Raw genomic sequence first — 24,165 nt, forward strand, 5'->3', positions numbered from 1 at the left:
ACAGTGCACGAGCCCGCCGGGCTCCATGGGGACCGATGGGCAGCGGTCCCCATGGAGCCCGGACGGACCGCTCCCTACGATGGACGCAGCGAGACCCACCGAAAGGACTCCCGTGGACCAGATCCTCGTCGACACCCAGCTCATCAGGGACACCACGTCGAACCTGAAGTCGCTCCAGCAGGAGTTCGACGGCGCCGAACAACGCACCGAATCGGCCGCCGATCACATCCCCCACGAGTTGCTCGCCCGCACGATCCGCGAGTTCGCGACCGGTTGGGACACGCGCCGCAGCGAGTTCTCGGAGGCGATCACGACACTCACCGCGATGGGCACCGCCATCGCCGACCACTTCGAGGGATGGGACGCCGACAGCGCGGCGGCCGCGAGCGGCACCGGCACCGACGGAGACGACGGATGAGCCCCATCACCGGCGATCCGACCGCCATCCGGTCCTGGTCTCGCACGTATGGCGGCATCGCGGACACGATCGTCGCGGCATCGGAACAGCTGCAGGCGATCCAACTCGGCGAGCAGACGAGCATCGCGATCATCGAGTATCGCGACAACGCCGAGTATTTGGGCACGAACCTCGGCCTCACCGAACCGCGCTACCGGGCCGTGCAGGACGCGCTCGCCTTCTACGCCGACGAGCTCGAGGGCGCGCAGCAGGACGAGAAGAACGCGATCGCGGCGGCCGAGACCGCGGACACGGAGCACGCCGCCGCGAACAGCGACTACCAGGCCAAAGCGCAGGTGACGTTCGGGGCGCAGGCGAACCCCGCCGACCCGAACGCAGCCCAGGCGAAGAGCGAGTCCGATGCCGCGTGGATCCGTCTCGAACACGCGCGCATCGCCCGGGAGCAATCCCAGGTCGACATCGACAATGCGGCGATCCGCGCGGAGAACGCCGGACGGACCGCGGCCGCGATGATCACGACGGCGGTCGACGGCGACGGCATGAACGACACCTGGTGGGACGACTGGGGCAAAGCGGTCTACGACGTCCTCACCGTCGTCGGCTTCATCGTGATCGGCATCGTCGCCATCGTCGCCATCATCGGCCTCGTCCTCGCGACGATCGGCACGGGCGGCCTCGCGCTGCCTCCCGCGCTTGCAGCCGCCGCAGCAGTCGTCGGCGTCGCCGGACTCGGCATCGGCATCCTGCAGGCGGGGATGAGCGGCATCGCGATGGCTTCCGGGGAGAAAGGCCTCGAGAACCAGCTCACGTGGGACCTCATCGGCCTCATCCCGTTCAGCCGGTTCCTGAAGGGACCGATCGCGAAGATGCTCCGCAACATGGACGTGCCGTCGTCCGGTGTCGGGTCGCTCGCCGGCATCCCGCGGACGAAGAACACGAGCCCCGAAATGGACGCGTACCTCGACGGGATGGGTCGCGCTGGGCCGACCCAGAAGGCGGCGGCCCAGTACTTCCTCGAGAATCAGATCGACATCTTCGCGGCGATCAGCCTCGAGGCGGGCTCCGCGATCACCGAGCGCTCCCCGTCCGCGCTGCCTGACCTCGAACCCAATGCGCAGGCGCCCGCAGCACACCAGGAGCCGATTCCGTTCCTCGGTCTCACGGGCGACACGCAGCAGAAACCTGTCGACGAGTACGCCCTCGTGCCCGAAGTGCCGGCCTTCGAGGGCTCGTACCGGGTCGTCGACGGCGGCAACGGCATCGTGCAGCCAGCTCCGAACGGGCTCATCACACTCCCCGGACCGTTTATATACCCGAACGGGAATACAGATCCGGGCACACCTTCAGGAGACGAGCAATGAGCGCTGCCGATCCCGGCCTCGTGATGATCCACCTCATCGACTACGACACGAACTCCTGGGTCTGGGTGCCGCACATCTGGCCGCACGAGCAGTTCGCGGACCCGTCGTCCTGGGCGGATGCCGCTTCGCGGACGATCGCTAGACGATCCGGCTTCACGTTCATGAAGCGACGAGCGCTCCGTGACGATCTGGTCGAGATGGCGCTCAGTCGCGACGGCGGCGGTACGAACTGGACGCTGGCCTACGCGCCGGATCTCAGCATGGTGCCGCGGATCGCTCGCATCACCGCACACGATCGCGTGCACGGCTCGTACGCGACGCTCGAGCAGTTCCTGCAGCTGGACCAGCCCGGGCTGCACGAGCGCCCGGTCGTCGAACGGTTCAGCTCCCCTCATCTCGGCGATGGCATCACAACGCTCATGCATCGGAAAGCGCCCGACGGCACACTGATCGGCGTGCGCAGCTACGGGTGGGCGCTCGACGGGATGTGGGCGTCGGTGAGCGTCGCCGATTTCGATCTCGGATACCTCTCCCGGATCCGGCCTCACATCGACGGACTCGCCCGAGCGCTCACCTTCACCGAATCGTCCAGCTCGGATGACGACGCATCGGCGGGCCGTGGATGAGCGCGCCGACGGATGTCGCGAGGGCGCGAGCCGCGAAGCAGTTCCAGTTCACGCTCCCGCCCGGCTGGGGTCATCTGCCGGCCGGTGAACCGGTCGAGGTCTCGGTCGCCCGGCTCGCGCCGACGGGTTCCGGAGCGTCGACCAGTGAGCTCGTCGCTCTCCGTGCAGCGCTGCGACGACAGCTCCGTACGCTCCGCAGCCAGACGACCGCTGGCGGAGGCGTCGACGTCCTCCTCCCGGTCACGACGCGTGCGGGCGCCGTCGTGCCGGCGAACATCGTGATCGCACCGGCGAGCGATGCAGCGGTCGCCGCGTACCTCGCTGGCGCACTGCCGAGCCCGTGGGACGTGGCCGAGGAGGGCAATCGCTCCGTGTCGATCACGACCGATGCGCTCGGCGACCTCCCTGTCACGCGAGCACTCCGCATCGACCGCGAGACGCCGGAGGACACGGCCGTGGATCTCATCCGCATCGACTACTTCGTCCCGGTGTCCCAGGTGTTGCCTCGGCAGCTGGCCGTCGTCATCAGCGGGACGGTCCTCGGGCGCGTCGGCGACGAACGCTTGCCTGCTTCCACGGTCGAGGTCCTCGTGAACCTCGTCGATGCGATCGTGCACACCTTCCGCTGGTAGCCCCTGCTCCTGCCCTCCTCCGCCCCGCCCGGCCCCTCCCTGCCCCTCAAACCTCCGTTTTCGTGCAAAAAGTGCCCACGAAAACGGGCGTCTTGCACGAAAACGGAGGTTTGGGGCTACGGCGCGAGCGACGGCACAGGGAGTCGGAACGTGTGCCGCAGGGCAGAGCTCGCCGCCAGATAGCCCGGCATCCCGTGCACGCCCATGCCGGGCGCCGCGGAACTCGAGCACAGGTAGACGCCGTTCGCGGGCGTCCGCCACGGCTCGGCACTGACCACCGGGCGGCGCAGCAGCTGGACCATCGAGGGTTCTCCCCCGGAGATGTCGCCCCCGATGTCGTTCGGGTTCTCCCGCTCGACGACGACGGCGGATCGTCCCGCGGAAGCGATGATCGTGTCGCGGAAGCCGGGCGCGAACCGTTCGATCTGCGCGATGATCGCCTCGGTCATGTCGACGTCGGACCCCTTCGGCACGTGGCAGTACGCCCAGACCGTGTGCTTGCCGTCCGGCGCCCTCGTCGAGTCGAAGAGCGACGGCTGCGACAGGAGCACGTATGGGCGTTCCGCGTGACGCCCGTCGGCGACCTCGTTCTCGGCGGCGGCGACCTCCTGCGCGGTCCCGCCGATGTGCACGGTGGGCGTCGTGAGGAGTTCGCGATTGGTCCACGGGATCGGATCGGACACGGCGAAGTCGATCTTGAAGACGCCGTTGCCGTAACGGAAGCGCCGGAGCGCGGCGATGTACTTGTCCGGGAGGCGGCTGCCGACGGCCTGCACGAGATCGCGCGGCGACGTGTCGAAGAGCACTGCGGCGGCGATCGGCAGATCCGAGACGGACGTGACCCGATGCCCGGTCACGACACGCCCGCCGTGGGCTTCGAGATCGGCGATCATCGCGTTGGCGAGTGACTGTGCTCCCCCGACCGGCAACGGCCAGCCCGCAGCATGGGCCGTGGTCGCGAGGACGAGGCCGGCACCTGCTGCTGGCAGGCCGGGGAGGCGGGTGATCGTGTGCGCCATGACCCCCGCGAGCATCCCTGGTGCAACGGTGCCGCGGAAGCGCGCGAGCCACGCCGGCGAGCCGATCTCGAGCGAGCGCAGCCCGAATGGGATCACCCCGAACAGCCGCTTCGGCATCGGCAGCAACGGGTTGAGCGTGAATTCTGAGACCGCGTCGATGCCGTCCACGATCGGCTGGAACAGTCGACGCCAGGCAGTGCCGTCCACCCCGAGCGTGTCGACGGTGCGCTCGAGGTCGCGGTAGGCGATGCCCGCACGCCCGTGGTCGAGCGGATGCCCGTACGACGCCTCGGGGACCACGTAGTCCACCCGGTCCGTCGCGTGCCATTTCCGGAAGAACTCGGAGGTGAGGACCATCGGATGGATGGCGGAGCACACGTCGTGCAGGAAGCCGGGCTCGGTCAGTTCCAGGGTGCGGATGCCGCCGCCTGGCACATCGGCCGCCTCGTGGACCTCGACCTCGAGGCCGGCGCGCGCGAGCGTGACTGCCGCCGCGAGGCCGTTCGGTCCGCTGCCCACCACAACTGCATTAACCACGACTTCAGCCTAGGCCCTGCCTCGTCCGGAACGCCGGAGTGTCCGGACCGGCGGGACCGTCCGGCTCGACCGGAACGCCGGTCGGACGCTGGGATGAACGACGAGAGCGGCCGTCGACCAAGAGGTCGGCGGCCGCTCTCGAAGCGGATCAGTGTGTGGTGATCAGGCGATCGTCGATGCGCGCTGGCGACGAACCAGGAGCAGGACGGCGATCAGAGCGACACCGAGCGCGACTGCGCCGGCTGCTGCCCAGATGACGACGACGGGCGTTGCGAACCCGGTGTCGGCCAGGCCGTCACCGCTGCCGCTGCCACTTCCGCTGCCGCCCGCGGCGTCTGCCGGGGTGACGGAGAAGGTGGCGGTGCCGACGTTCTGCGAGGTCTGACCGGTGGCGGTCAGCGTGTAGGTGCCGGTCGCGTCGGACGGAAGCGTGACGTTGACCGAGACGGCGCCGGCGCCCGAAGCGGACTTCGAGAGCGAGACCGTTGCCGACTTGAAGACGGCGAGCGTTGCGGTGCCTGAACCGGTGACCGAGAACGAAACCGTCTCGCCCGGAGTGAAGGAGCCGTCGGCGAAGCCGACTGCAGTGGTGCCGCCGGGAACCGGGTTACCGGTCACGGAGACGTTGCCGGCCGGGACGTACCCGGCGGCGTTGGCGGTCAGTGGAGCGATGAACAGGCCGGCGACGACGAGTGCCATCACTGCCAGAACTTTCTTCAGCATGTGTTCCCCTATGGAGGTCGAGGCGATGGGTGATTGGGCAAACCGTGTGCAAGTCGGCTGACTGCGGAGACCGCAAGATCACCCCTACTGTAGGGGCAACTGGCACCCCGTGGCCAACTTTTGTGTTTCGGTCGTGTGAACAGTCGGCGTGGAGACCACCTCGAGCGAACTCGACGATCCTGGCTCGGTGAGCGTCCCCAGATCGATCTCCGTCGACTGTCCTGGAGCGATTTCGACCTCGAAATGCGTGACCGGGAACCCGCCGTCCGAGGCGGTCTGGGGCGAGAGTTCCGCGCCGTCCCTGGTCGCGCCCTGGAAGAGCGACTTCCGCGGGCCGTAGACGCTCACGGTGATCCTGATGTTGCCGGCCGGCACCCCGTAGGTGCCCCCGCCGGTCACGTAATCGCTCAGCGTGGAGGCGGCATCGGCAGGCGCGTTGTTGCGCAATGTGACGCGGAGGCCGACGAAAGCGCGCCCGTCCTGACGGCACTCCTTCTGGCCGATCGCGTAGTCGGCGTCGAGGTAGTAGCCCATCTTGCTGCCGGTCGCGTCGTTCAGGTAGACCCCGAATCGGGTGGCCTGTCGATCGCTCGCCGGCAGTTCTCCGGCGAGGGTCGTGCCGGCGATCTCGGTCTGCTCGTCCTGGTGGGCGCTCCAGATGATCGTGCGACGTTCCTCACCCGATTTCGCGAGCGCGGCGAGGAGCTTGGCCGGGTCGAAGTCGCCTCCTGCCACGCGCTCGAACACCGCTGCTGCCGCGGATGCGAAGAACACGTTCTGGTCCGCTGGATCCGCGTAGCGGGCGTACGCCTGGCTCAGCAGCACGTCGACGACGTTCTCGCTCGTGAGCACGTCGCCGGTCTCGAGGGTCACCGGCCCGGTCGCCGAGAGCAGGTAGCCGAGCGCGACGGGGTCGATCGACAGGACGCCGTCGACCTCGGTTCCGAAGCGCTGCTTCCACATCTCGCGAGCGAGCTCGGCACTCATCGGGAATCGTGGGGTGAGGTTCACGTCCTGCAGGTACCGGCCGGTGATGTCGCCGTAGATGCCGCGCGTTTCGAGCGGCAGCGGGAGCACGGGTTCGGCGGTCGGCGGGAAGTCGGAGGTCGACGCCTGCTGCAGCATCGACACCTTGCCGCCGTTCGTGCCGATGAGCGCGACGGCGCCCGGGTTGCCGCCCGTGGAGCGCGGTTCGGCGTTGTTCTGGAAGAGCACGAGGTAGTTCCGCGGGCCGTCCGCACCGAGCATCGCGGGCAGGAGGTCGACGGCCCGTCGGGCGGCGTCCGCCGTGGACGACGCTTCGGCGAGGACGGGCCTCAGTTCGTCGACCGCGGACGTCACGACGCCGATCGTCTTCGAGGTGTCGATGGATCGCACGCGGTTGTTCGCGGCTTCGAGGACATCGTCTGCCACGCGGACGTCGGCCTGCGCATCGATGAGCGGCTGCACGTCGACGGCGCCGTCGACGGGCTTGAACTGGGCCGGCGTGAGCTTGCCGGCGAGCCGGACGAGCGGTGAGACCGCGCCGGTCGAGATCTGGGACGTCGCGCCCGCCACCTCGCGGACCGCGGCGAGGTTGGGGCCGACGAACGGGATAATCTCGGCGGCTCGCCAGATCGGGTCGCTCGTCAACTGAGCCGCGGCGACGGCGTGCGTGCGGAGGGCGTCCGCCGTCTTCCCGGCGGCCGCCGTGTCACCCGCGACGACCTGCGCTTTCACCGACTTCGCGAGCGGAACCGCCTGTTGCAGTTCGTCTTTCGCCAGCACAGCTCTGACACCGATCCACGCGGTGGCGCCGATGAGCAGCACGAGGACGCCGGCGACGCTCCACCAGATGATGCGCTTGCGGCGCTTGGCGCGGCGGGCGCGGCGCGACGGACGACGGGTGCGGGAGCCTGCAGCGCGATCGGGGGTGTCGGTGGGCGCGGAGGAACCGTCTGGTTCGGGGGCGGACATGGGCGCTATTCAACCACGGGTGCGCTGGAGGTCAACGCGGCGATCCACACGAACACCACGACGGAGCCGTTGAAGACCGCGTGGGCGATGATCGCTCCGCCGAGGCGTCCGCTGGCCGCCGCGACGGCTCCCGCGCCGAGTCCGACGACCAACGTCGAGAGGCCGATCGTGAGCGCTTGCGCGGGCGTCGCGACCCCCACGAGATGCACGAGCGCGAACACGATCGCGGCCACGACGACGGCCACCGCGCTCACTGCGGATGCGCCGATCGAGGCGCCGATCCGCGATCCGCCGAGCGCACGCATCGTTCCTCGGAGGACGAGTCCGCGGAAGAAGAGCTCCTCGACGAACGGGGCGATCGCGACGGTCGCGATCGTTCCCCAGACGAGGAGGGCGATGGTCGATGCGGCGGTGCCGGACGCGCCGTCAGCATCGAGCGTCGGACCGGAGACGGCGAGCGGCCGACCGTTCACGAGCACTTCGACGAGCACGGCGACACACCGGGCGAGCAGACCGACGATGAGCCCCCAGAACAGGTCGAGCGGCCGGAATGCAAGGCCGAAGTCGCGGGCCGGGGAACGGGTTCCGGCGAGGAACGACGCAGCGATGACGGCCGCCAGCAAGGGCACCCAGACGACGAGGTAGCCGACGACCGGAAGCCCCGGAACCGCGCCGCGGACGTCCGCCGTTTCGAGGACCTGCGAGAGCCCGATCGCGACGACCGCACCGGCCGCGGCCACCGCCAGCCACCACTTCGATCCGCGCCTGGACGCGGTGGTTTCTTCCTGCTGCTCGCTCACGGGAGCAAAGCTACGGCATCGGAGTTCCCGACGAGACGAACGCACGAGGTTCGTCCGAGGCTGTGGCACCATGTTCCATGAGTGCCTCATTCGGGGTGCAAACCGCACTCTTCGATGGGATGCAACGACAGTGGAGCTCCGCGACTACCTCCGGGTTCTCAGGAAGTACTGGATCCTGATCGCCGCCCTCACCCTCCTCGGTGTCGGGTCGGCCGCAACCTATTCGCTCCTGCAGACGCCGACGTACAGCTCGTCAGCGAAGGTGTTCGTCTCGATCCAGTCGAGCGACAACGTGCAGGAACTGGCACAGGGCAACACGTTCACGCAGCAGCGGGTGAAGACCTACGCAGACCTCGTGAACACGCCGATCGTGCTCCTCCCGGTCGTCGCCACGCTCGACCTGAACAAGACCGCGGACGAGCTCTCCAAGCAGATCACCGCATCCGCCCCGCTCGACACGACGCTCATCGAGATCATCGCGACCGACACCGATCCGGTGCGCGCCGCCGACATCGCGAACACGGCGGCCGAGAGCCTCACGGGCGTCGTCGCCGACATCGAGACCCCCGACAACGGCGGCGCGAGCCCCGTGAAGCTCACCCGGGTGCAGGAGGCCGGGGTTCCGACGAAGCCGGTCAGCCCGAACGTGCCGCTGAACCTCGCGCTCGGACTGCTCGTCGGTCTCGTACTCGGCGTCGCCTTCGCCGTGCTCCGCGAGACGCTCGACACGCGCATCCGCAACGAGCGGGACATCGAAGTCGTCACCGAGCTGCCGATCATGGGCGGCATCGCTTTCGATCCGAAGGCGAAGCAGCGTCCGCTCATCGTCCAGGCCGACCCCAAGAGCCCCCGTTCCGAGTCGTTCCGCAGCCTGCGCACGAACCTGCAGTTCCTCGATGTGAGCGATCAGCCGCGCAGCTACGTCGTGACGTCTTCGATCCAGAGCGAGGGCAAGAGCACGACGGCCGCCAACCTGGCCATCGCGCTCACCGACGCCGGTCACAGCGTGCTCCTCATCGACGCGGACCTCCGCCGTCCGAAGCTCGCGGACTACTTCGACATCGAGGGCGCCGTGGGACTCAGCGACGTGCTCATCCGGCGCGCGACGCTCGACGACACCATCCAGTCGTGGGGGCGCGGCAAGCTCTCGCTCCTGCCCGCCGGCGCGATCCCGCCGAACCCGAGCGAGCTGCTCGGCTCGGCCATCATGCAGAAGCTCATCACGGGACTCGAGCAGCAGTTCGACTACGTGCTCATCGATGCACCGCCGCTCCTGCCGGTGACCGATGCCGCGCTCCTCGCCCGGCACACGGGCGGCGCACTGCTCGTGGTCGCGGCCGGCCGCACGCACAAGAACCAGCTCAAGGGCGCGATCGAATCGCTCGCGCACGTGAACGCGTCAGTCGCCGGCCTCGTCATGACGATGGTGCCGACGAAGGGTCCTGACGCCTACGGCTATGCTCGCTACGGCTACGGCGCGGGCTACGGCTACGGCCCGGAGAAGGCCTGACCGATCCACCTGCGCGAGCCTGATCCACAGTTCTGAGGCGGTGACCGACCCGGTCGTCCGTCCAGCGGCCGGGGACCGCTGCCGCACTGCCCGGACGTCGACCGACGTCCGTTCCAGAGTTCCGGAGGAGAAGCCCCGTGGCGGATCGATCGCCGTTCACCGTCGTCATCGTCTGCACCGGCAACGTGTGCCGTTCGCCGTTGACGGAGCAGCTGTTGCGCAGCCGATTCCAGGCCGCCGGAGTGCCCGCACTCGTGTCGAGCGCCGGAACCGACATCGTCCAGGGCCTCGTCATGCCGGAGGAGGTCGTGGCGCAGTCCCGTCGTTTCGGCGGTGACCCGACCGGGCACGCACCCCGTGCTCTCGATGCGGCGGTCCTCCGCGAAGCCGATCTCGTGCTCGCGGCCACGCGAGAACACCGCAGCGCCATCGCTCGTGCGCTCCCCCGGGCCGCCCGATACACGTTCACGATCGCCCAGTTCGCACGGCTCGTCGAGTCGCTCCCGCCGATCGCGGACCCGTGGGACCTCGTCGCGGAGGCCGCCGCCGAGCGCGGCGCCACTGCCCCGCCGGAGAACCCCGATGACGACGACATCGAGGACCCGTACCGCCGTGGCGACGAGGTCTACGGGCGGGTCGGCGACCGGATCGCCGCACTCGTCGACACGATCGCGAGTCGGTTGATCGCGCCCGCCACTGGCTCCGGTTCCGCACCGTTCGGAGACCAGCCGTGAGCACTCGTCGGGGCCGGTCCACGTACAAGCCGAAGCAGCGTCGCACCTGGAAGGACCGCTTCGGGTCGTCGCATCTGCGCATCCTCGCGATCGTCGGCATCGTGGTCTTCCTCGTCGTCGACGTGATCCTCATCGGCCTCGCCCTCAACTCGACGAAGGCCGTGGACGACCACGCGACGCCTCGCCCCGTCCCGTCGTTCACCTCCGAGCCGAGGTCGACCGAGTCGCCGGCCCCGACGGCGACGCCCACCGCGGCTGCCGACGCGTCCACGGGATCGGTGCCCGCCAGCTCCGCGCGCTTCCTCACGGCGGGCGACGCCACGACGCTCTGGCGCGCGACCGCCGGAAGTTGCACGGGAACCCCGGCAGTCATCGAGCGCAGCTCGGATGCCGGTTCGACGTGGCAACCGCTGTCGACCGGAAGTTTCGGCATCCGCGGGGTCCTCTCGCTGGAAGCGGACAACTCGACCGACGTGCGCATCATCGGTGGTTCCGGAACGGCCTGCACCGTCGGGGCGTTCGTGTCGTACACCTCCGGTGATTTCTGGGCCGTCGACACTGGTGCGCTCGACGCTGCGACGTATTCGCAACCCGCCGGGGCGAACGGAACCGCTGACGCTTCAGCCGCGACGATCATCGACGGCAAGCCTGCGACGGCCGCCTGCGACGACGTGCGTCAAATTGTTACAACCGATTCCGGCGTCGTCGCCGTGTGCCCCGACGGCCTGCACCTGCAGCAGCCGGGGGTGGCGGCATGGATATCACTTCCAGCGTCCGGTGTCCTCAGTGTGCGTGATTCGAACGAGGGCTTGTGGATCGCATCCGGCGGGGTCCCGGGGTGCTCGGGTGTGTCCGTCCAGTCGCTCGGCGGGTCACTCAGCGGATCTTCGACGGCGACCGTTCACGGATGTGCGACGGAAGCATCGACGTCAGGGGCGCAAGCGGTCGCCGTATCGGGATCGACCGTCTGGTTATGGTCGGGCGATCGTGTCCTCCGTTCGGGTGACACGGGCGCCACTTGGGCGTAATCCCACAGATGTAGGGTTACCCCTACATTCGTCGAATACTGGGAAACTACCGCTTTTTGGGGGACACCCTTGACAGCGGGCGGACGCTATATTTGCCAAACGCCCCCCATTCGTAGGTCAACACGCACCTACGTTTATCCCACGGAGACCGCATGATGCAGCCATCCGTGCCGCCGTCAACGATGTCTGCGAGCACTCCTCTTCCGCAGTCGAACACTGCGTCCAAGCGCGACTGGCGCGACGTCTACGCGACGCGCCTCGTGATCACCGACGTCCTCGTCCTCGTGTGGGTCGTCTTCGGCGTGCAGCTCGTCTGGTTCGACTTCGAAACCGAATCGGCGACGTTCACGAACGCCGACTTCCCCCTGGCCATCAACTACACGGCGATCACCGTCGTCATCATCGCGGCGTGGCTCCTGCTGCTCAGCGTCTTCGGCACCCGCGAGTACCGCGTGATCGGCAGCGGCAACACCGAGTACCGACTCATCGCAGATGCGAGCATCCGCCTCTTCGGACTCATCGCCATCGTGGCGTTCCTCTTCAAGCTCGACCTCGCCCGCGGCTACATCCTCGTGGCGTTCCCGCTCGGCATCGCGGTGCTCCTGTTCTCGCGCTGGTTGTGGCGCCAGTGGTTGAGCGTGCAGCGTTCGCACGGAGAATTCTCGTCCACGGTCATGCTCGTCGGCTCGGAAGCGTCCGCGTCGCACATCGCCCACGAGCTGTCCCGCGTTCCGTACGCCGGGTACCGCGTCGTCGGAGCCTGCATCCCGGCCGGTCAGCCGGGCGACTTCCTCGCCGGCACGACCGTCCCGATCTCCGGAACCGTCGACACCGTGCTCGCCGCCCTCGAAGCGACCGGCGCCGACACCGTCGTCATCACGAGCTCGGACGAACTGCCACCCAACCGCGTGCGCGAACTCAGCTGGAGCCTCGAACAGGGCCGCCAACACCTCGTGGTCGCGCCCAGCCTCACCGACATCGGTGGCCCGCGAATTCACACCCGACCGGTCGCCGGCCTCCCGCTCATCCACGTGGAAACGCCTCGCTACGAGGGACGCGCCCGCTTCACGAAGCGCGCGTTCGACGTCATCGGCTCGGGGCTGCTGCTGATCATCTCGTCGCCGCTGATGCTCGTCGTCTCGATCCTCGTCAAGGCGACGAGCCCGGGCCCGATCTTCTACCGCCAGGAGCGGGTGGGCCTGAACGGCACTCCGTTCCACATGCTCAAGTTCCGGTCGATGATCGTGAACGCCGATGCGCAGCTCGCTTCGCTGCTCGCGGAGCAGGGCACGCAGGACCAGCCGTTGTTCAAGGTCAAGCACGACCCTCGTCTGACCCGTGTCGGTGCGATGCTGCGCAAGCACTCGCTCGACGAGTTCCCACAGCTCGTCAACGTGTTCCGCGGCGAGATGAGCCTCGTGGGTCCGCGCCCCCAGCGCGAAGGCGAAGTCGCCCTCTACGACAACGCCGCTCGTCGTCGCCTCATCGTGCAGCCCGGCATGACCGGCCTCTGGCAGGTGAGCGGACGATCCGCCCTCAGCTGGGAGGACGCCATCCGCCTCGACCTGTACTACGTCGAGAACTGGAGCCTCACGAGCGACATCCACATCCTGTGGCGCACGTTCCGAGCCGTTGTGAATCCAGGGAAAGACGCGTACTGATGCCGAGGCAATCCGAGTCATTCTCGCCGACGCCCCCGACATCCCCTGCCCTCCCTCCATCGCCCATCCTCGTGGTGGTTCCCTGGTCGCAGGGCGGCGGCGCCCAGGGCGCTCTCGTCCAGATCCTCCGCCAGCTCCCGCGCGAACGCGTGATCGTGGTGATCCTCTTCGGCGGCAATCGCAACCACGACGCCATCCAGCAGAACGCCGGACGGGTGATCGAGTTCGACGAGCCGCGGACCCCCGCCGGGATCTGGCGCGCACGGCGCCGCCTGCGCCCACTCGTCGAATCGGCCCACGTCGTCTACTCCCTCATGCGCGGCAGCCATCTCGTCCTCGGGATGCTGCCTGCGCGGACGCTGCGATCGATCGACCTCGTGACGACGTTCCACCAGCTGCCGAGCCAGGACGCATCCGGCACGCAGGGACGGGTCGAGGACGCGTTCGTGCGTCGCGCCGTCGGCCACTCCGCCCTCGTCACGGCTCCGGCGGCGAGCGCCGTCACCGAACTCAAGGTCGGCAAGTACGCACCCACGGAGCGCATCGTTCTGGAACCGAACGGCATCGCGGTCGGCTCGCACGATGCGCCCGAAGCGCGAGCGGGCGAACTGGACGAACTGCGGCTCGTCTTCGCGGGGCGGCTCTCGGAGCAGAAGGGCCTCGACCGCACCCCGGAACTGCTCAACGCATCCGACATCCCGATCCGCCTCCGCATCATCGGCGATGGTGAGGAGCGTGAGCTCGTCGACGGGTTGGCAGCGCAGATCTCGGACCTGCACCACGTCGAGGTCATCGGCCATACCGACGCCATCGTCGAACACCTGGACTGGTCGGACGCAGTGTTCCTCCCCAGCCGGTGGGAGCTGAACCCGCTCATCATCTGGGAAGCGCGTGCACGAGGACGCGGCACCATCGCCTCCGACATCCGACCGCTCCTCGACCTCGCTTCCAGCGGGCCGATGTGGTTCTTCGATTCACCGGACGGCTTTGCCTCCATCGTGCAGCGTCTCGTCTCCCACGAGGCGGTCCGCGCAACTGCACACACCGACGCGATCGCGTCCGCCTCACTCCTCGAAGGGACCAGCCGCATTGTCGAACATCTCACCCGGTGATCGCACCCGCGTGGTGATCCTGCACGCGTACAGCCCCCGCAACTCCGGCGACGGACTGCTCGTCGAGCTCGCCAGATCGATCGTCGCCGAAGCCTTCGGCGAGGCTGACGTCGTCGTCATCGCGTCCGATGCCGAGGCGTTCGCCAGTGACGAAGTCATCCAGTGGACCAGTCCGATCAGCTTGGGCGGCAGCGAACTCGGTCGCCGCCTCAGCATGCTGCTGACCGGCCTGACCGGACCGTCTCGTGAAACACGCGACGCAGTCGCGAAGGCCGACGTGATCATCGCGGTCGGCGGCGGCTACCTCCGCGGCGGGCACTTCGCCGAGTCCGTGAAGAGCTGGGGCGCCCACTACGGGCAGGTCAAGCTGGCCGCGAGACACGGTGACCGCTCCGTCTATCTGCCGCAGAGCATCGGGCCGTTCCGCGGCCTCTACCTCTCGATGATGCGCCGTCAGCTCGGGTCCGTCTCCGCGGTATTCGTCCGCGACGATCGTTCCGTGCGCGAACTGGCCGGCGTCGCCGGTGTCCGCCGAGCACCCGACATGGCCGTCCTCGAACTCGGCGGCGCGTTCGCCGAACCCGGCGAACTCGTCGCCGCGGCACGACCGATCGTGATCGCACGGGATCTCAACCGTCCTCGCCACTACTACGAGCTGCTCGACCAGATGGCGGCGTCCGGCGAATACGACTGGGCCGTCCAGTCGCGAGGCGGCGGGAACAACGACACTCCTCTGACCACGCGCCTCGCGGGGTTCGACGCACCGGACCTCCGCGACGTCCTCGCCGAGAACGCCCCTCGGGTCGTCATCAGCACGCGGCTCCACGGTGCGCTGTCCTCGCTCATCGCCGGATACCCGACGATCCACCTCAGCTACGAACGCAAGGGCTGGGGCGCGTTCGAGGATCTGGGCCTCGAGGACTACGTCCTCTCGGCGCGGGACGCCACGTTGCCCGAGATCGAAGCGCTCCGTGCGCGCATCGAAGGCGACCCTGCGTCCTACTGGTCGGCGATCCGTGATCGCAGCGGCCACATCGCGGACGGGCATGCGTCGATCATCGACAGTCTCCGCTCCGCGTTGGCTTCCGGACGCGGGCCCACGGCATCCACGGGCGTCGCCTCCGCTGGGAGCTCACACCTGTGACGAACCAGGACAACACCCCACTTCGCATCGTCCATGCGACGGAAGCGATGGGCGGAGGCGTGCAGAGCGCCATCGCAGCGTACGCCCGACTCCTCGGCGACTCGCAGCAGTTCGTACTCGGCCGACCGCGATCGCAGGAGGCGACCTACACGCTCCCAGAGCACGCCGAACTGCGCACGTTCGAGGGCTCGCTTCCCGCGTACCTGCTGTGGGTCAGGCGAATGGTGATCGAGATCCGCCCGGATGTCGTCCATCTGCACTCGAGCCTCGCCGGACTCGCCCGCACGGTCCTGCCGCGAGGGACCCGCATCGTGTACTCGCCACACTGCTTCGCCTTCGAACGCACCGACGTCTCAGCTTTGCAGCGCTCGGCGTACCGTCTCGCCGAGCGCGCACTCGCCGTCCGGAAGCAGACCTTCGTCGCAGTCAGCCCGCACGAAGCTGAACTGTGCCTCGCGCTGGCCCCGCGTGGTCGAGGCCGCGTGGAGTACGTGCCGAACGTCGCTTCGGAAGGATCGATTCGCGAACCATTCGGCAACCCTGCCGCCACCGCACCCGCTGCGGATGCAAACACTGGCGCTCGCGCCGGGACGGTCGTCATGACGGGACGGATCGGACCGCAGAAGCTTCCCCGCTTGTACGCGGACGCCGCCGAACTGTCGTCATCCGACGCCGAGTTCGTCTGGATCGGCGACGGCGACACCGAGGATCGTGCCTATCTCGAATCCCGCGGTGTGCGAGTGACCGGTTGGCTCACGCCGTCCGACGTCGTCGACACGGTGTCCTCCGCAGAGCTGTACCTCCACACGGGTGCGTGGGAAGCCGCGCCCATCTCCATCGTGGAGGCGGCAACCGCTGGCACACCTGTCCTCACACGATCGCTTCCCACCCTGCAGTCCCTCGGCTACGCCGACGCCGGAATCGATGCGGCCTCCGTCGCGGCATCGGTCGACCGGTATTTCGCCGACGAACCGTTCCGAGCCGGTGTCGCCGCCCAGACCCACGCAGCGATCAGCCGCGCATCGGTCGACGACGCGCGTGAGAGCCTGCTCCGCGCATACGGCTCCCCCATCAGCGCCACCAACGAGAGAGCACGAGCCCAACGATGAGAATCAGCGTTGTCACGATCGCGTGGAACGACCGCGCCGGCGTCCAGAAGACGGTTGAGAGCGTTCGCTCGCAGACATGGGCGGACATCGAGCACATCGTCGTCGACGGCGGCTCGTCCGATGGCACCCGCGAGTACTTGGAGACGCTCGACGAGCGGACGCAGTGGACCTCCGATCGGGACAAGGGGCGCTACGACGCCATGAACAAGGGCGCCCTCGCGGCGACCGGCGACATCGTGTGGTTCATGAACTCCGCCGACGTGTTCCGCTCCCCCACCTCGGCCGAGTTCGTCGCGACCCACGCCGACATCCCGTCATTCCGATGGGGCTACGGACTGTCCCGCATCGTTTCCGACGGTACTCCGATCGGTGTCGGCGGACGCGTGCCGTTCGACCACCAGCGCTTCCTGCTCGGGGGCCGCCCGCTCCCTCACCAGGCGACGGTCTTCACCCGCGACTTCTTCTGGGAACTCGGCGGCTACGACATCGACTTCGGTCTGACGAGCGACCAGCTGTTCATGATGAAGGCGAGCATGGCGGAACGCCCCACTGTGTGGGCGGAGTTCCTCTGCGACTTCGATGCGAGCGGCGCGGGTTCAACCCGTGGCGCCTGGGCCCACTACTCGGACATGCGCCGGGCGCGGAAGACCGCGGGCGTCGTGGTCCTCGGGAACCGGTTCGTTGACACGGTCGCGTCGAGCCTGCTCGCCGTCGGCACGATCGGGGACCGTGTCCAGCGCCGTCTGGTGCAGCGGGCCACCCCGTCCACCCGTCCTGTGGTGCAGGGCCGATGACCGCTCCGCTCCTCTCCGTCGTCATCCCCTCGTACAACGCGGCGAGCACCATCGACGCTGCCATTGCGAGCGCTGCGATCAACGATGCGACCGAGATCATCGTGGTCGACGACGGTTCGACCGACGACTCGGCTGAACGCGCGGCCTCGGCCGGTGCCTCCGTCATCCGTCAGGCTAATTCCGGCGCGTCGGCTGCGCGCACCAACGGCCTCGCATCGGCTCGCGGACAGTTCGTGGTGTTCCTCGATTCGGACGACGAGGTCATCGGGGACGGCATCCGACGGTCCCTCGACGTGCTCCGCGCCGACCCCACCCTCGCGGTCTCGGCCGGACGGGTCATCGGTTTGATGCCCGACGGCTCGGAACGGCTGCTTCCAACCTCCTATAAAGAGGTATCGACGGAAGCGCTCCTCACGCAGGGGTTCGGCCCGTGGCCGCCGGCCGCCGCGGTCATCCGCCGGTCCGCGCTCGATGCCGCGCAGTCGCTCGAGCCCGCGGAGCTCCGTCCGCGTTTCGCGGAGGACTACGAGTTGATGATCCGCCTCTCGATGGTCGGTCGTCTCGAACAACACGATGTGCCGTCCGCGCGCTACCGGCTCTTCGCTGGCAAGTCCTCGACGAGCACCCTCGCGGCGCTCACCGACAAGGAACGGCTCCGCACGCACTACGCGATCGCTCTCGGCATCGCGATCGAACCGATGTCGGAGGCGGCGATACTCGCGGCCAGCCGGATGCGTTCCTCCCGTGTCGCCGCCGCCCACGGCAATCGGGTGCAGGCAGCGCTGCTGGTGTTGAGCGCGTTCACGGCTTCGCCTTCGTCCATGCTCGCCAAGCTGCGTGGCCGGAGAACCCAGAGCCGGGTGTCCAACGCATGAAGCGTTTGTGGCGTCAGGCGCAGGAGATCGACCTCGGCAGCACCGCGTTCTTCCGAACGCTCGGGCTGGTCGCCGGTCTCCTCGCCAACCTGAGCGCGATCGCAGCGTTGACGCGCGGCTTCGGTGCGCACGAGTACGCCGCATACGCGCTCATCGCCTCGCTCGTGAACCTCCTGCCGTTCGCGGACCTCGGGCTCGGCGCAAGCGTCGTCAACTCGACCTCCGATGCGCGCGCGAAAACCATTACGGAGGAGCAGTACCGCCGTCACCTCAGCCGGGTGCGCGACCTGCTCGTCCTCGTGGCGGCGTTCATCATCGTCGTCGACGTCGTCCTCGTGGCCACCGGCGGTCTGCGAACGATCCTCGGTGTCATCGCTGACGTCCCCGGAGCGGTCGAGGCCTCGGCGTTCACGCTCGCCTGCATCGCGCTCAGCCTGCCGCTCGGTCTCGGCAACCGGATCCTGCAGGGCCGTGGACGGATGATCGATGTCGTCCGTTCCGGACTCGTCGGTCCGGCGTTCACGATCGTGGTCGTCGGCGCGTGCGTCGTGTTCCACGCTCCGGCGTTCGTCTACTTCCTCGCGCCGGGTGTCGCGTACCTCTCTATTGCCGTGGTCAGCTACATCGTCGCAATGCGTCAGACCGATGTGCGGATGATGCGCATCGGCACCGGCCTCCGGAGTCCTGTGGCGAACGACGTGAAGACCGCTTCGACGGCGATCCCGTTCCTCATCATCTCGATCGGGCTCGCGGCCGGCTTCCAGAGCCACCGGCTCATCCTCGCGAACATCGGTACCGCCGACGACGTCGCCCAGTACTCGGTCGTCGCGCAGTTCGCGGGCCCGGCGCTCGCTCTCATCACAGTGATTGGTCAGAACCTGTGGACCAAGTACCGCACGGGAGTCTCGACGGGAACCCTGAAGAGCGGCGATTTCAATGCTCACGTCCTCTTGTTCTCGGTCATCGGACTCATGGCTGGCGTCGCGATCGTCCTCGTGGTGCCGTTCGCGGCCGGCATCCTCACCAACGGCGGCGTCATGCCGTCGATCTGGTTGTGCGCTGCAGCTGCCGGCTACATCCTGGTGACCGCGGCGCACCAACCGAGCGCCATGTTCCTCAACGACCCGCGAGGATTGCAGATCCAAGCGAGCTTGGTCATCCTCGTGGCCGCGACGTCGATCTCGTTCATGTTGGTCACGACGCCTTCGATTGGCGCTGTCGCACCGTACCTCGGCACGTCCGTCGCGATGCTGCTTCTCCAGGTCGTCCCAAGCATTCTGCTCGTACAGGCCAGACTCCGACGAAATGTGGCGATGACATGACCATCCTGAAACCGCACCGCCAACAGGAAGCAGAGAACCGATGAGGCTTCGACTGGTTGCCGTACTCTCCTTCTTCTTCCGACTGCGGATGAAACGCAAGGGCATCACCGGCCTCGACAATGCGAGGATGGCGGGCATGCCCATCGTTCGGCTCGTAGCCGGTTCGACCATCAGCATCGCGCGCGGATTCGTCGGAACGTCGTGGGCCTCGTTCCAGGTGATCGGCGTGCCTCACCCCGTCATTCTGCGCACACTGACGCCATCCGCGTCGATCTCGATCGGGGAGAACTGCGGAATCAGCGGCGCCGCTATCGTTTCCGCGAAGGAGATCACCATCGGAACCGGTTGCCTCATCGGTTCCGGTGCGTTGATCGTGGACACTGATTTTCACCCGGTGCATTCAGCGAACCGCAGATTCGCGCCGCTACCGGAACCCACCGATCGTCACCGTGTCACGATTGGCGACAACGTCTTCATCGGCGCTCGAGCGATCGTCTTGAAAGGGACGACCATTGGAGACAACGCCGTCATCGGTGCGGGGTCAGTCGTCTCCGGCTTCGTTCCCGCCAACAGCGTCTTCGCCGGCAATCCCGCGGTATCGATCAAACAAGTCGACATCGTCTGAGCATCACCCTCACACCCTGCCCCATCCATTCACCACTCGCATAGCCCTAGGGATCTCGATTGACTAAGCGCGCACTCATCACAGGAATCACCGGCCAGGACGGCTCCTATCTCGCCGAACTCTTGCTCAGCAAGGGATACGAGGTTCACGGCCTCATCCGTCGTTCGTCGACGTTCAACACGGCTCGAATCGATCACATTTACGTCGACCCGCACACGAGCGGCGCCCAGCTGTTCCTCCACTACGGCGACCTGAGCGACGGATCGCGTCTCGTCACCCTCCTGGCGGAGATCCGTCCGGACGAGGTTTACAACCTCGCGGCCCAGTCCCACGTCCGCGTCTCGTTCGACGAGCCGGAGCACACAGCCGACACGACCGGCACCGGAACGATCCGCCTCCTCGAAGCCGTCCGCTTGGCCGGCATCGAGACGCGTTTCTACCAGGCGTCCTCGTCCGAGCTCTACGGCGCGACTCCTCCGCCCCAGAACGAGGAGACGCCCTTCTACCCTCGCTCCCCCTACGCTGCGGCGAAGCTGTACAGCTACTGGATCACGAAGAACTATCGCGAGGCGTACAACCTGTTCGCCGTCAACGGCATCCTCTTCAACCACGAATCGCCTCGTCGTGGCGAAACCTTCGTGACGCGCAAGATCACTCGGGCCGTCGCAGCGATCGCGGCCGGATCGACCGACTCCCTCTACCTCGGCAACCTCGACGCCGTTCGCGACTGGGGCTACGCCGCGGAGTACGTTGAAGGCATGTGGCGGATGCTCCAGGCGGACACTCCGGACGACTACGTGCTCGCCACGGGTACCGGCATCACCGTTCGCGACTTCCTGGAGACCGCGTTCTCGCACGCCGGCCTCAACTGGCAGGACCACGTGAAGTTCGACGAGCGTTACCTTCGACCCACCGAAGTCGATGCCCTCATCGGCGACCCGAGCAAGGCGAAGAACGAACTCGGATGGGTTCCGACCATCGACGGCCGAGGGCTCGCCAAGCTCATGGTGGACGCCGACCGCGCAGCGCTCGAACACGAGAGCAAGCGATGGATCGACACCGTCGACCTTGCGTCGTGGAAGGCCTGACATGACCGACGCCGTGGAATTCACTCCCGGCCCGCTCGACCGTGAGGGCACCTTCTACGTCGCAGGCCACCGCGGTCTCGCAGGCTCCGCCGTCTGGCGGAAGCTCGAGAGCGAGGGGTTCACGAACCTCGTCGGGCGGACGCACGCGGAGCTCGACCTGCTGCAGCGAGAAGCGGTGTTCGCGTTCTTCGCCGAGACGAAGCCGAAGTACGTCGTCCTCGCTGCGGCGAAGGTCGGCGGGATCCTCGCGAACAGCACCTACCCGGTCGACTTCTTGAGCGACAACCTCCGGATGCAACTCAACGTGATCGATGCGGCACTCGAGAACGGTGTGGAGCGGCTCCTCTTCCTGGGGTCGTCGTGCATCTATCCGAAGTTCGCCGAACAGCCGATCCGCGAGGATTCGTTGCTGACCGGTCACCTGGAGGAGACCAACGATGCGTATGCGATCGCCAAGATCGCCGGCATCCTCCACATCCAGGCGATCCGGCGGCAATACGGCCTGCCGTGGATCTCGGCGATGCCGACGAACCTCTACGGCCCGAACGACAACTTCTCGCCGAAGGGGTCGCACGTCCTGCCGGCACTCATCCGCCGCTACGACGAAGCCGCGAGTTCAGGCGCGGAGACGGTCACGAACTGGGGTACCGGTACTCCGCGTCGTGAGTTCCTGCACGTCGACGACCTCGCGGATGCCGCACTCCATCTGCTGGAACACTACGACGGCCCCGCCCAAGTGAACGTGGGCACCGGCACCGACGTGACGATCCGCGAGATCGCGGAGACCATCGGTCGCGTGACCGGCTTCTCCGGGACCACCGAGTGGGACACCACCAAACCCGACGGCACCCCGCAGAAGCTGCTCGACGTGTCGAAGCTCGCCGACGCGGGCTGGGTCTCGAAGATCTCCCTCGAAGACGGGCTGCGTTCCACGGTCGAGTGGTATCGCGCCAACGTGGACTCGATCCGCGAGTAGCGCCTCATGACCGGAAACGTGGTCAGGCGACGTGCGACTGCTCGATGAGCCCCAAGCGCTCGAAGAGTTGCACGCAGCCCGGCCATGTTTCCGGCAGCGCATCAACAGGCCAGTAGGCGAAGTCGAGCGCTTCGCTCTCGGGCACGGCCGCCGGCTCCCCCTCGATCTCAACGATGAATGAGAGCCCGACCGAGTGCTTGCGCGGGTCGCGCCCGAACAGCAGCCCGTTGTCCGGCGCCACCCGTTCCGGGAACCACTGATAGACGTATTCCGGCTGTGGGTCGACCCCGAGGCCGAGCGAGACATCGCCGATCGACTCCGTCAGGTGGCGATCGATCGCATGCGCGACGGTCTCGCCGAAACGGACCCGACCGCCGAGGTGGCACCAAACTTCACCGTAGGGCGAATGCCGCCGGATCAGCCCGAGTCGGTCGATCTCGCCGTCCGCGTTCCTCATCACCGGGACGAAGTCCACACAGACGATCGGAACGCTCTGTTCGATCTGCTCGTACAACTCAGGAGGCAAAAATGGCATACGACTATTCTGGGCACTCTCAGCGGCCGCGACTTCCAACCGAGCGGGTTGATCGTGTGACCGGCCGCCCCGCAGGGCTGGTATCGTCCACACCATGAGCGAAGGCACGCCACAGAAGCTGACTGACAACCGCGCCTTCCGACGCATCCTCGGGCTCGTCAGCACCTTCCCGATTCCGCTCATCGGGTACGCCTTCTCATGGGCATCGGTCCTTGCCCTGCTTCTGATTCCAATGCGGACGGTGCGAGGCTGGCCGCTTCGCGTCAAAGTCATCCTGTGGCTCGCGTTGCTTTCAATGGCTATGCTCGCCATCAGCGCGCTGATCTTCAAAGCAGACATAGCAACGTTCAATGTCTACTCGACGGCCGCGTTTTGTCTCATGATGATCGCCGCTGTAAAGCTGACCGATGGTGTTCAGGCGGCGAGTCACTTCCTCGCTTGGTCGTCCATTGGCACCGTACTCTTCTACATCTTCATCGGCGCTGAGAATTCGCGGGACACCTTCGAGCATCTGTGGAAGTACGGGATCGCTGTACCGATCACATTCCTGGTCATCTTCCTTGCGCTGGCGAGAACACAGCACCGGGCGATACCGATCATCCTGCTCGTCGCCATCGGATCTATGAGCATCTTCCTCGGATTCCGTTCGCATGGCCTCGTCTGTATGGCAGTCGTCCTGCTCCTATTCGTGAAAGGCAAATCTCGCAGCAGCGGACGGGGATTGTTCAAGGCTTTCCTCGCAGCCGCAGCGTTCGTGGCCCTCGCGACGATCATGCCTATCGCGATCAACTCCGGACTGTTTGGCGAGGCTGTAAAAGCTCGCACAGAGGAGCAGATCTCGAGCGGCGCTTCGCTTCTTCTGGCGGGCCGAGTGGAACCCCCTCTCTCCGTTGCCGCAGTGCTCGCGCGACCCTTCTTGGGCTGGGGTGATCTTAATAACATCGATCAGGCCACGATGGCTCAGGGCCGTGACTTCGCCCGCGCACTCGGAATGGATGATCCCGCGGCGTACATGGGCCTCTGGATCAGGTCTGACGGTCGCGTTTCCGTACACTCCGTCTTCTTCGAGGCGTGGGTGCAAGGCGGCATACTTGCGGCGCTCTTCCCAATTGCGCTCCTTGCGCTCTTCGTGGCGGGAATCACGCGAACGTCAGGCAAATGGAGCCCGATGGTCGTGCTCGTCAGCGTGCAAGGCATCTGGGACGTGCTGTTCTCCACTTGGGGAATCGGCCGACCTGCGACGCTCGCGCTCAGTGCCATCGTCGTCGCCTGGGCGGTCACCGACGCACACCAGAAGCAACAAGAAAGCGCGGCAGAGGAGATCATGCGCAACGGCGCCGCTGTCTCCCGTCGATCATCGCGTCTGCGGACCCCGTCTCGACCGTCTTCGCTGGCTGCCTCTCGACGAGATGCAACGCAGACCTCAGATTTGTGAGCGTTATTGAACTGTATTCAGAGCGCGTAGAGCCACCGGCAGTTACGTGGTCACCCAGCCTCGAGGTACCTCCCGTACAGCCAAGACGGAAAAAGAAGTAGTCGAGCTCTTCAGGGCGCAGGTCTTGTGGGTCCGAAGCGCTCTT

23 protein-coding genes are annotated in these 24,165 nt (G+C 67.0%); 18 read left to right on the forward strand and 5 right to left on the reverse strand.

Annotated features, from left to right (window positions below; translation table 11 throughout):
• Window positions 1-112: 112 nt before the first annotated feature.
• Genes ACQ3HB_RS09920 through ACQ3HB_RS09935 form a run of 4 tightly spaced genes read left to right on the forward strand, consistent with a single transcriptional unit; the run spans window position 113 to window position 3,037 of the window.
• Window positions 113-418 carry a hypothetical protein gene (locus tag ACQ3HB_RS09920; RefSeq protein ID WP_430919870.1) on the forward strand — a complete coding sequence of 102 codons (306 nt, stop codon included), beginning with the start codon at window positions 113-115 and terminating at the stop codon, window positions 416-418.
• Window positions 415-1,779 (forward strand): hypothetical protein, encoded by a 1,365-nt coding sequence (locus ACQ3HB_RS09925; RefSeq protein ID WP_430919871.1) that lies wholly within the window; start codon window positions 415-417, stop codon window positions 1,777-1,779. The genes ACQ3HB_RS09920 and ACQ3HB_RS09925 overlap by 4 nt, the downstream gene beginning before the upstream one ends.
• On the forward strand, window positions 1,776-2,405 hold the full coding sequence (locus ACQ3HB_RS09930) for a hypothetical protein (protein WP_430919872.1): 630 nt from the start codon (window positions 1,776-1,778) through the stop codon (window positions 2,403-2,405). The genes ACQ3HB_RS09925 and ACQ3HB_RS09930 overlap by 4 nt, the downstream gene beginning before the upstream one ends.
• Window positions 2,402-3,037, forward strand: coding sequence for a hypothetical protein (locus tag ACQ3HB_RS09935; protein ID WP_430919874.1), 636 nt, complete (start codon window positions 2,402-2,404; stop codon window positions 3,035-3,037). Before ACQ3HB_RS09930 ends, ACQ3HB_RS09935 begins: the two co-directional genes overlap by 4 nt.
• 116 nt (window positions 3,038-3,153) lie before the next feature.
• Here the strand turns inward: ACQ3HB_RS09935 and ACQ3HB_RS09940 are convergent, their stop codons facing one another.
• The 4 genes from ACQ3HB_RS09940 to ACQ3HB_RS09955 all read right to left on the reverse strand — a co-directional run bounded on the left by ACQ3HB_RS09940 (window position 3,154) and on the right by ACQ3HB_RS09955 (window position 8,072).
• Window positions 3,154-4,593 (reverse strand): phytoene desaturase family protein, encoded by a 1,440-nt coding sequence (locus ACQ3HB_RS09940; protein ID WP_430919875.1) that lies wholly within the window; start codon window positions 4,591-4,593, stop codon window positions 3,154-3,156.
• 162 nt (window positions 4,594-4,755) lie between these two features.
• Entirely contained in the window at window positions 4,756-5,316 is a 561-nt protein-coding gene (locus ACQ3HB_RS09945; protein WP_430919876.1) for a sortase, read from the reverse strand.
• 84 nt (window positions 5,317-5,400) lie between these two features.
• The gene (locus ACQ3HB_RS09950) at window positions 5,401-7,272 is read right to left on the reverse strand and encodes a DUF4012 domain-containing protein (protein WP_430919877.1); all 1,872 of its coding nucleotides are present in this window, start codon (window positions 7,270-7,272) and stop codon (window positions 5,401-5,403) included.
• A 5-nt stretch (window positions 7,273-7,277) separates the two neighbouring features.
• Entirely contained in the window at window positions 7,278-8,072 is a 795-nt protein-coding gene (locus ACQ3HB_RS09955) for a CPBP family glutamic-type intramembrane protease (protein WP_430919878.1), read from the reverse strand.
• 130 nt (window positions 8,073-8,202) lie between these two features.
• On the opposite strand from ACQ3HB_RS09955, the gene ACQ3HB_RS09960 reads away from it, so the two are divergent.
• From ACQ3HB_RS09960 to ACQ3HB_RS10020, 13 genes are all read left to right on the forward strand, one after another.
• Window positions 8,203-9,582 (forward strand): tyrosine-protein kinase domain-containing protein, encoded by a 1,380-nt coding sequence (locus ACQ3HB_RS09960; protein ID WP_430919880.1) that lies wholly within the window; start codon window positions 8,203-8,205, stop codon window positions 9,580-9,582.
• 137 nt (window positions 9,583-9,719) lie between these two features.
• A complete protein-coding gene (locus ACQ3HB_RS09965; protein WP_430919881.1) occupies window positions 9,720-10,316 on the forward strand; it encodes an arsenate reductase/protein-tyrosine-phosphatase family protein in 597 nt (198 codons plus the stop codon).
• Entirely contained in the window at window positions 10,313-11,344 is a 1,032-nt protein-coding gene (locus ACQ3HB_RS09970) for a hypothetical protein (protein WP_430919882.1), read from the forward strand. Before ACQ3HB_RS09965 ends, ACQ3HB_RS09970 begins: the two co-directional genes overlap by 4 nt.
• Before the next feature lie 152 nt (window positions 11,345-11,496).
• Window positions 11,497-13,005, forward strand: coding sequence for a sugar transferase (locus ACQ3HB_RS09975; protein WP_430919884.1), 1,509 nt, complete (start codon window positions 11,497-11,499; stop codon window positions 13,003-13,005).
• 74 nt (window positions 13,006-13,079) lie between these two features.
• The gene (locus tag ACQ3HB_RS09980) at window positions 13,080-14,117 is read left to right on the forward strand and encodes a glycosyltransferase family 4 protein (RefSeq protein WP_430919886.1); all 1,038 of its coding nucleotides are present in this window, start codon (window positions 13,080-13,082) and stop codon (window positions 14,115-14,117) included.
• Window positions 14,095-15,261, forward strand: coding sequence for a polysaccharide pyruvyl transferase family protein (locus tag ACQ3HB_RS09985; protein WP_430919887.1), 1,167 nt, complete (start codon window positions 14,095-14,097; stop codon window positions 15,259-15,261). The genes ACQ3HB_RS09980 and ACQ3HB_RS09985 overlap by 23 nt, the downstream gene beginning before the upstream one ends.
• Window positions 15,258-16,370, forward strand: coding sequence for a glycosyltransferase (locus ACQ3HB_RS09990; RefSeq protein WP_430919889.1), 1,113 nt, complete (start codon window positions 15,258-15,260; stop codon window positions 16,368-16,370). Before ACQ3HB_RS09985 ends, ACQ3HB_RS09990 begins: the two co-directional genes overlap by 4 nt.
• A complete protein-coding gene (locus ACQ3HB_RS09995) occupies window positions 16,367-17,164 on the forward strand; it encodes a glycosyltransferase family 2 protein (protein WP_430919892.1) in 798 nt (265 codons plus the stop codon). Before ACQ3HB_RS09990 ends, ACQ3HB_RS09995 begins: the two co-directional genes overlap by 4 nt.
• Window positions 17,161-18,039: a glycosyltransferase family 2 protein gene (locus ACQ3HB_RS10000; RefSeq protein ID WP_430919894.1), complete on the forward strand. Its 879-nt coding sequence runs from the start codon at window positions 17,161-17,163 to the stop codon at window positions 18,037-18,039. The genes ACQ3HB_RS09995 and ACQ3HB_RS10000 overlap by 4 nt, the downstream gene beginning before the upstream one ends.
• Window positions 18,036-19,361, forward strand: a complete 1,326-nt coding sequence (locus tag ACQ3HB_RS10005) for a lipopolysaccharide biosynthesis protein (protein ID WP_430919896.1) — start codon at window positions 18,036-18,038, stop codon at window positions 19,359-19,361. Before ACQ3HB_RS10000 ends, ACQ3HB_RS10005 begins: the two co-directional genes overlap by 4 nt.
• A 226-nt stretch (window positions 19,362-19,587) precedes the next feature.
• Window positions 19,588-19,986 (forward strand): acyltransferase, encoded by a 399-nt coding sequence (locus ACQ3HB_RS10010; protein ID WP_430919897.1) that lies wholly within the window; start codon window positions 19,588-19,590, stop codon window positions 19,984-19,986.
• 59 nt (window positions 19,987-20,045) lie between these two features.
• The gene (gene gmd / locus ACQ3HB_RS10015) at window positions 20,046-21,074 is read left to right on the forward strand and encodes a GDP-mannose 4,6-dehydratase (protein ID WP_430919899.1); all 1,029 of its coding nucleotides are present in this window, start codon (window positions 20,046-20,048) and stop codon (window positions 21,072-21,074) included.
• Between the two features lies 1 nt (window position 21,075).
• The gene (locus ACQ3HB_RS10020) at window positions 21,076-22,050 is read left to right on the forward strand and encodes a GDP-L-fucose synthase family protein (RefSeq protein WP_430919901.1); all 975 of its coding nucleotides are present in this window, start codon (window positions 21,076-21,078) and stop codon (window positions 22,048-22,050) included.
• A gap of 22 nt (window positions 22,051-22,072) precedes the next feature.
• Here ACQ3HB_RS10020 and ACQ3HB_RS10025 read toward each other — a convergent pair whose 3' ends face one another.
• Window positions 22,073-22,624 (reverse strand): DUF4916 domain-containing protein, encoded by a 552-nt coding sequence (locus ACQ3HB_RS10025; RefSeq protein ID WP_430919903.1) that lies wholly within the window; start codon window positions 22,622-22,624, stop codon window positions 22,073-22,075.
• A gap of 55 nt (window positions 22,625-22,679) precedes the next feature.
• Here ACQ3HB_RS10025 and ACQ3HB_RS10030 point away from each other — a divergent pair, with 55 nt between their 5' ends.
• The gene (locus tag ACQ3HB_RS10030) at window positions 22,680-24,020 is read left to right on the forward strand and encodes a hypothetical protein (RefSeq protein ID WP_430919905.1); all 1,341 of its coding nucleotides are present in this window, start codon (window positions 22,680-22,682) and stop codon (window positions 24,018-24,020) included.
• The last annotated feature ends 145 nt before the right edge of the window (window positions 24,021-24,165 follow it).

Origin of the sequence: Plantibacter lichenum (genome assembly GCF_050587525.1) — a bacterium.
GTDB lineage: Bacteria > Actinomycetota > Actinomycetes > Actinomycetales > Microbacteriaceae > Plantibacter.

What these genes read in the sequence shown, in the direction of transcription:
- ACQ3HB_RS09925 (WP_430919871.1), top strand. Translation starts at nt 415, where the DNA reads ATGAGCCCCATCACCGGCGATCCGACCGCCATCCGGTCCTGGTCTCGC.
- ACQ3HB_RS09930 (WP_430919872.1), top strand. Translation starts at nt 1,776, where the DNA reads ATGAGCGCTGCCGATCCCGGCCTCGTGATGATCCACCTCATCGACTAC.
- ACQ3HB_RS09935 (WP_430919874.1), top strand. Translation starts at nt 2,402, where the DNA reads ATGAGCGCGCCGACGGATGTCGCGAGGGCGCGAGCCGCGAAGCAGTTC.
- ACQ3HB_RS09945 (WP_430919876.1), bottom strand. Translation starts at nt 5,316, where the DNA reads ATGCTGAAGAAAGTTCTGGCAGTGATGGCACTCGTCGTCGCCGGCCTG.
- ACQ3HB_RS09950 (WP_430919877.1), bottom strand. Translation starts at nt 7,272, where the DNA reads ATGTCCGCCCCCGAACCAGACGGTTCCTCCGCGCCCACCGACACCCCC.
- ACQ3HB_RS09975 (WP_430919884.1), top strand. Translation starts at nt 11,497, where the DNA reads ATGATGCAGCCATCCGTGCCGCCGTCAACGATGTCTGCGAGCACTCCT.
- ACQ3HB_RS09995 (WP_430919892.1), top strand. Translation starts at nt 16,367, where the DNA reads ATGAGAATCAGCGTTGTCACGATCGCGTGGAACGACCGCGCCGGCGTC.
- ACQ3HB_RS10000 (WP_430919894.1), top strand. Translation starts at nt 17,161, where the DNA reads ATGACCGCTCCGCTCCTCTCCGTCGTCATCCCCTCGTACAACGCGGCG.
- ACQ3HB_RS10005 (WP_430919896.1), top strand. Translation starts at nt 18,036, where the DNA reads ATGAAGCGTTTGTGGCGTCAGGCGCAGGAGATCGACCTCGGCAGCACC.
- ACQ3HB_RS10020 (WP_430919901.1), top strand. Translation starts at nt 21,076, where the DNA reads ATGACCGACGCCGTGGAATTCACTCCCGGCCCGCTCGACCGTGAGGGC.
- ACQ3HB_RS10030 (WP_430919905.1), top strand. Translation starts at nt 22,680, where the DNA reads ATGAGCGAAGGCACGCCACAGAAGCTGACTGACAACCGCGCCTTCCGA.